At 50.4% G+C, this 6,979-nt stretch carries 3 protein-coding genes; all 3 read left to right on the top strand.

Going from position 1 to position 6,979, the window contains the following annotated elements; all coding sequences use genetic code 11:
* Positions 1-367: 367 nt before the first annotated feature.
* The 3 genes from VZT47_RS08775 to VZT47_RS08765 all read left to right on the top strand — a co-directional run bounded on the left by VZT47_RS08775 (position 368) and on the right by VZT47_RS08765 (position 6,499).
* Positions 368-1,087 (top strand): LytR/AlgR family response regulator transcription factor, encoded by a 720-nt coding sequence (locus VZT47_RS08775; RefSeq protein ID WP_330224587.1) that lies wholly within the window; start codon positions 368-370, stop codon positions 1,085-1,087.
* Between the two features lie 1,791 nt (positions 1,088-2,878).
* Positions 2,879-4,231 carry a sensor histidine kinase gene (locus tag VZT47_RS08770; RefSeq protein WP_330224586.1) on the top strand — a complete coding sequence of 451 codons (1,353 nt, stop codon included), beginning with the start codon at positions 2,879-2,881 and terminating at the stop codon, positions 4,229-4,231.
* A gap of 912 nt (positions 4,232-5,143) precedes the next feature.
* The gene (locus tag VZT47_RS08765; RefSeq protein ID WP_330224585.1) at positions 5,144-6,499 is read left to right on the top strand and encodes a sensor histidine kinase; all 1,356 of its coding nucleotides are present in this window, start codon (positions 5,144-5,146) and stop codon (positions 6,497-6,499) included.
* The last annotated feature ends 480 nt before the right edge of the window (positions 6,500-6,979 follow it).

Raw genomic sequence — 6,979 nt, 5'->3', positions numbered from 1 at the left:
TCCTTTAGAGTGCCTCAAAAACCGGTCAAAACTACTAAAATTTACTCCGAACAGGGTGAATAAGGCCCTATTTCCTTTAAACGCAATAGAGAAATTTCGATTTGGAAGCACTTTAGCAGCTGTTAAGTTAATGATATTGTAGTTATCAGTTATCAGTTGCATTGTACCCAGGCGGGCGACGGTACTTTTGAGTTATCAGGCCTATCTGCTTTAACTGAAATTTCTAATAAGGTTTTAGACCCTATTGCGTGACAAGTTTTCTGAATAGCAGCCGGGCCACTGATAACTGAGAACTGATAACTGCTAACTATTCACTTTCATATTGATACAGTTCGGAGCTCGTGTATATAAAAAGAGGTGCATCAACATGCTCGTAGCCATTTGCGATGATATGCAGGATCAGGTGAGACTCACCCATTTCGTTGCGAAAAAATATTTCGAAAATAAAAAGATTGACGTGAAATTCAATCTCTATACCGACGCCTACAAATTCCTGAACGATGTGGAAGAACGGACACCCTTTGACGTGGTCCTTCTTGATATCTGCATGCCAGGCATCATGGGTACCGACATCGCCGCCCAGCTCCGGAAAGAAAAAGTGCCCGCAGAAATCGTATTTCTCACGGGAAGCGACGAATATGCCGTCGAAGCCTTCACCATCGGTGCTGCCCATTACCTCCTGAAACCCTTCACCATGGATCAGTTCCATGAAGCCATGGACCGGGTCATGGACAATATCCGTCTCCGTCACAGCCGGCGGATGATATTCAAAGTAGAAGGAGGCATCCGGGTCATCGAAATCGACCATATAACCTACGTGGAAAGCGAAGGCCATATCCTCACCGTCCATCTCTCCGGCGGAGACTTTCTTCAGACCCGCCTCACCCTGACCGTCCTCAAAGATAACTTCGATACCATGTCCCCCGGACAATTTGTCGTCCCCTCCAAAGGCTACCTGGTCAACCGCAAAGCCATCCGGGCCATCCGGACAGGGAACATAGAAATAGGAGGCGCCGTCTTACCTATTTCCAGAGGTGGGACCAAGAAATTTCAGGAAGAGTATTTCGAGTATATATTCTCAGTGTGAAATCATCGTTTGAATCACATATTTCTCATCGTGGTCCGTGATCCGTGGCCCGTGGCCCGTGAAGGTGGGCGCCTTTGAAATAGTATGGGCGCCCATTTTTTATTGGGAAACTTCTTTCTTCGATGACTTTTGAATCGGGGCTGTCGGGAATCTCGGTAGTATCGGTAAATGCGGACCTCCCCGAAGTGCGGGGAGGTGGCGCAAAGCGCCGGAGGGGATGTCAAGCAGGTACATGTCGAAAATGAGCAAAAAAGGTACAAGTGCAGGGTTCGGTACAAGGTACAAATGAGGCTGATTGATAAAGCATACCCGGGAAAAATGAGGAAAATGATAGTCAGGCAGGCTCTCCCTCGGGAACACCGCGATAGCGGTGAGAGGGCGCTAAAGAAATTGGCGGCCTCTGGCCGCCTGGATTCCATCCCGTGCCCTTTCAGGCCCTTCGGGCCAGCTTCCCCGAGGGGAAGCCTGCCCGCCTGCGTTTTGAGGCACATGTGGGACTGACTGACGAAAGGAACTTGGGACAATTGACTCTATCGGTAAATGCGGACCTCCCCGAAGTGCGGGGAGGTGGCGCAAAGCGCCGGAGGGGATGTCAAGCAGGTACATGTCGAAAATGAGCAAAAAGGTACAAGTGCAGGGTTCGGCAGATAGCACATATGAGGCGGATTGATAAAGCATACCCGGGAAAAATGAGGAAAACGGTAGTCCGGAAGGCTCTCCCTCGGGAGAGCTCCGCGACAGCGGTGAGAGGGCAGGTAAAAGGAATGGCGGCCAAAGGCCGCCGGGTGTTTCCCTTGCCCTTTCAGGCCCTTCGGGCCAGCTTCCCCGAGGGGAAGGTGCCCGGTATCATGCTTTTCGTTTTTCTCATTTGCGGCTTGAATCTGTAGTGCAGGAGAAATATAAAAAAGGCCGCCTTATAAATTTGGCGGCCACCTGTCCGGATTCCGGGTTCTGATTTCCGGTGCAGCGTAACGGAAAGCGGGATATTGCCTCTCCCGTTCAAGCCGGTATCGCAGACTCTGCGCTGATAACTACACGCAAAAAAGCCGCCCGCTACGAATAGTGGACGGCTAGGGCACAAAAAATAAACCCCCTTTTGAGAATATGTTCTCGTTGTCCGGATTTCCGATCTTACCTGTCAATCGGCTGCAGAAATTCACACGTCTGGATATGACATCTCGTGACTAGGTACGTTGCGGGGGGCGCGGGTCCGAAGATTTTCTTTCTCGTTTGCGGGAGTTTATTTTGTTTTGTAAAAATAATAGGAAACTCGATTTTTTCCTCGAGGATTTGAAAGCTTCAAGAGCACGTGGGTCTTGTCCCGGATCCGCCTTAAATTTTTGAGCGCTCGGCAGATGGAATGGAACGCGGCCCGAGGCCTCGCTCTTGTTGCTTTCACTGGTATAGTAGCAAAAATCGCGATTTGTATCATTAGAATTTTATTAATTTTTTGATTTTCGAAAAAAGGGAGCGGCGAAAGCGGTTCATTTTTGTCCGTCAGGATCGTTCTGATGAGCCGGTGCATCGCCCGGCCCCAGAGAGGGGCGGTTTTCCTGTTTCTTCATAGCGTCGGGAATTTCCGGTTTCGAAGGTCCCTTTCTTTGTCTGTCCTTTCAGGCTGCTTATAAATGCATGATCTGTCTGACTAAAAAGTTTTTTTGTTGATGAAGGACCCCTGCTGTGCTACTATTGTAAACGAAAAGTACTTAATCTCATTTTTATTTTTCCAATCCTGTTGTCGGATTTTTCGGGGAGGGGCTGGGAAGGGATTGGAACGGGAGGGGGGATACTATGGGCAGGGGTGTCATGATTTCTCTGATGCTTCTGACTACGGTGCTGCCTCATATGTATCTCTGGTACCTGCCTTTCAGTGAGTCTATGGACCGGGGGACCCGCCGGCGGCTGCTTATGGGGTACGGGGCAGTCCTGGCGCTGGGTTTTTCCCTGTGTGCCGGCATGTATGCCGTGGACCCGGGGTATTATTTCATCCGTTTCACGAAGCTTTTTTATACTTTGATATGGCTCCCGGCGCTTCTTCTCCACTGCTTTGTGCTGCCCGGGATTTTTCCCCGGCACGTCTTCGTTTTCAGCATGGTGGGGCTTTTTGCGTTTTTCTGTCACACGGTGGCCACGAATATATACCTGCTTTTCATGCCTCCGGAAGTGTTCAAGCAGCATCTGGGGCTGTACTCTGTATTCTGGGCGGCTTTCATGGTGGTTTTCACGATCCCGATTCGGCCGCTTTTCAAAAATTTCTTCCGCCTTCATCTGGAAGGGGCGGAGAACTATTCCTGGCGCTATGACTGCCTGATTCCGCTCTGCGCGTATCTGGGCGAATTTTTCTACATGAACTGGTTTGCCACTTATATCGTGGGGTATGCGTTTTTATTTCCAAGAATGATGGATTCCCTCCTGGCCCTGGCGCTGGGACTTGCTGCCTATGAGGGGACGCGGGTGATGGAGCAGTACGTCCTTGCCCGGGAGAAGGCGCACCGGGAGGAAAAGCAGCTGACCTACCTTTCCTCCTATGCGGCGAGCCTGGAGGATTCGGAGCGGCAGATGAAAATCATCCGCCATGACAATCGCCATCTGCTCCGGTCTCTTTCCGCCTGTCTGGATGGGGGAAATATAGAAGAGGCGAAAGCCCTCATCGCAGAAGCTGGTAAGAATCTTTCCCGTACAAAAATTATAAAAATTTGTGAAAATACGGCCATCAACGCGGCCCTTTCCCATTTCGTCCAGGAGGCGGAGGGAAAGAAAATCCCTTTCACCGCTCATGTGCTCATCCCGAATCATCTGAAGGAGGAAATAGACCTCTCCCTGGTCCTGGCCAATCTGGTGGAAAATGCCTTTCATGCCACGGAAAAGGAAAGTTCCGGCAATCGCCAGATCACCCTCATCGCCAGGGTAGAAGATGGCAGCCTCACCGCTTATATCCGAAACCGGTTTGAAGGGGTAATCATCCTCGCCGAAGACGGCCTCCCCGTGACCACCAGAAAAGATCAAGGCATCGGCATGCAGTCAGTCCGGACATTCTGCCAGACCTATGGCGCCACAGTCCTCTGGAAACAGGAAGGAGGCTGGGTGACGGTCTATCTGCAGTGCCCCGTGACGGTCAACCTGTCTGAAAAAATCGGGGGGTAACGTAGAAGCCATATTTGCGGGTAACGGCTTATGAAGCCGGACTAAAGTTGAAAGGAAACTTCAAGGCCGATAGACTTTTGAATCGGGGCTATCGGGAATGGTCGGGAATCTCGGGGATGTCGGGAAGGTGGCGGCCTGATGGCCGCAGAATATATATGGGGAATGTGCGCAGACGAGTGTGAAAAGCTCGTACAAGTCGAATCTGGGACCAACTGCCGAAACATCCTCAGTCGAATTGACTCTATCGGTAAAAGCGAGCCCCCCGAAGTGCGGGGGGCTCCGCAAATGCGGTGGGGGGATGTCAGGCAGGTACATGTCGAAAATGAGTAAAAAGGTCCAGGCGCAGGGTTCGGCACATGGCACATACAGGGCTGACTGATGAAAGGTACCCGGGATAAATGACTCGGCAGGTAAATGCGCGGCCCCCTTCGAGAAGGGGTGGGCCGCGAATCGGTCGAAACGTTTCAAGGCTGCAGCGACGAAAAAAGGTTAGAATGAGAATTGCCGGTAATGCATGATTACGTAACGCATGGGAATTTTGTGTCACTTGGCGTTCTTACGAGAGTAAGCCCCCTTCACCCTGCGGGAGCTTCCCCCGTTGGGGGACGCCGGACGATTCTTCGCATGAATGGCTATCAATTCATCCGCACGATTACCTTTTAACCCCAATGTATGGCTTTTTCACACGGATGGATTTCAAGTGATTCCTACGATTCCTCATTAACCCTTATGTACAGTTTCCCGCATTGATGGATTCCAGGCTGCCTGTACGATAACCCATTAACCCCAATGAACAGCCTGTTCACTATGATGGATTTCAGGCTGTTCATTCTGTCAGTCATTACTCGTATTTCCCACCAATGGGGATTTTCGATAACTGATAACTATTTCCAAAACGAAAGGAGGCCGCTCATGACGCTCAAAGCTTGTCTCGTATCTTTTTTCCTGCTTCTCCCTGTTTGGGCTCATATGTATCTGTGGTACCTTCCTTTCAGTGACACCATGGACGGGAAAACGAAGCGGCATATGTACATGGGATTTGCCGCGATTTCCGTGCTGGCTTTTATTTCCATCATCGGGATTTACGCCCTGGGCTATGGTGCCTGGTTTAATCATTTCGGGAAGCTTTACTACACCGTCATCTGGGTTCCGGGGCTCCTTCTTTTCAATTTCCTCCTGCCCGGCATGTTCCCGAGGCACATTTTCGTCTTCAGTATGGTGGGGCTCCATGCCTTTTTCTGTCATACCCTGGCCACGAATCTGGAGATCCTTATCGTGTCTGAGAGCGTATTCAGACAGCATCTGCCGGAATATCTGATCCTCCTCTTCCTCTTTATGGTGGCCTTCACGCCTTTTATCCGGCCTATTTTCAAAAATTTCTTCCGCCTTCATCTGGAAGGGGTACAGTCCTTTGCCTGGCACTATACCTGCCTCATTCCGCTCTGCGCTTACCTCAATGAATTTTTTTACATGAACTGGTTTGTGGATGAAGTCGTGGGGGTCATGTTTTTCGTCCCGCGGATGCTGGATTCCGTCCTTGCCCTGGCTGTGGGCCTTTCGGTCTATGAAGGGACAAAAGTGGCAGAGCAGTACATACTGGCCAAAGAAAAAGAGCATCGCGAAGAAAAGCAGCTGGCCTATCTTTCCGCCTATGCAGGGACCCTCGAGACCTCCCAGAGATATATGAAAATCATCCGTCATGACAAACGTCATTTCCTCCGCTCCCTTTCCGCCTGCCTGGAAAGTGGAAATATAGAAGATGCCAGGGCCCTCATCGCCCATGCAGACGAAAATCTTTCCCGCACGAAAATCCGGAAAATCTGCGACAATACGGTCATCAATGCGGCTCTTTCCCATTTCCTGCAGGAAGCTCAAGAAAAGAAAATCCCCTTCGTCACCAAAGTCCTCATCCCCGGCGGCCTGAAGGAGGAAATAGGCCTTTCCATGGTCCTGGCCAATCTGGTGGAAAATGCCCTCCATGCCAGTGAAAAAGAAAAACCGGAGAACCGCCAGATCACCCTCATCGCCAGAGTGGAAAATGGAAATCTCACCGCCCTGGTCCGTAACTACTACTCGGGAAAAGTCCTCCTTGCCAAAGATGGACTTCCTATGACCATGAAAGAAAATCACGGAATCGGTATGGAATCCCTCAGGAGATTCTGCAAAGAAAACGATGCCACCGCCCTCTGGAAACAGGAAGAGGGCTGGGTCAGCGTGTACCTGCAGTGTCCGGTGAATGTGCGTCAATCGGCAGATACTACGGTTTGATTCATTTTCGGTATTCGGGCCTTAGCCTCACCACGACGTGAATCTTTGAGCACATTTACGAGAAATCGGGGTTGTCGGGGTAATCGGGGTTGTCGGGAAGGTGTCGGCGCTGATGCGCCGACTTTTTTTATGGGAAATGTGCACAGACGAGTTTATTGGCGGCATTTGTCAGATAAGATGACCTGAGCCAGTTACGGTATTCGGGAGTCAGCCCTGTCAGGGACATGCCGCTTTGCAGTCACATTCGAGATTTCGGGGTGCGGGATGCGGGGTGCGGGCAGGTGTGCCGCTGATGCGGCACGAATATAGATGGGGATTTTACACAGACGAGTTTGAAAAACCCGTACAAGTCGAAACGTTCAAGCCCTCCCAGGTTTGGTAATGGCAACAAAATAAGGACATCAAAAATCTAATATTGTGGATTTTTAGGTTTATTAGATGAAAATTAGCCTTCTAATCTATCCGACCTATTCTTAATGG

The sequence above is a fragment of the Dialister sp. genome, from assembly GCF_036343215.1.
Lineage (GTDB): Bacteria > Bacillota > Negativicutes > Veillonellales > Dialisteraceae > Dialister.
This window is presented reverse-complemented; position numbering and strand designations above follow the sequence as displayed.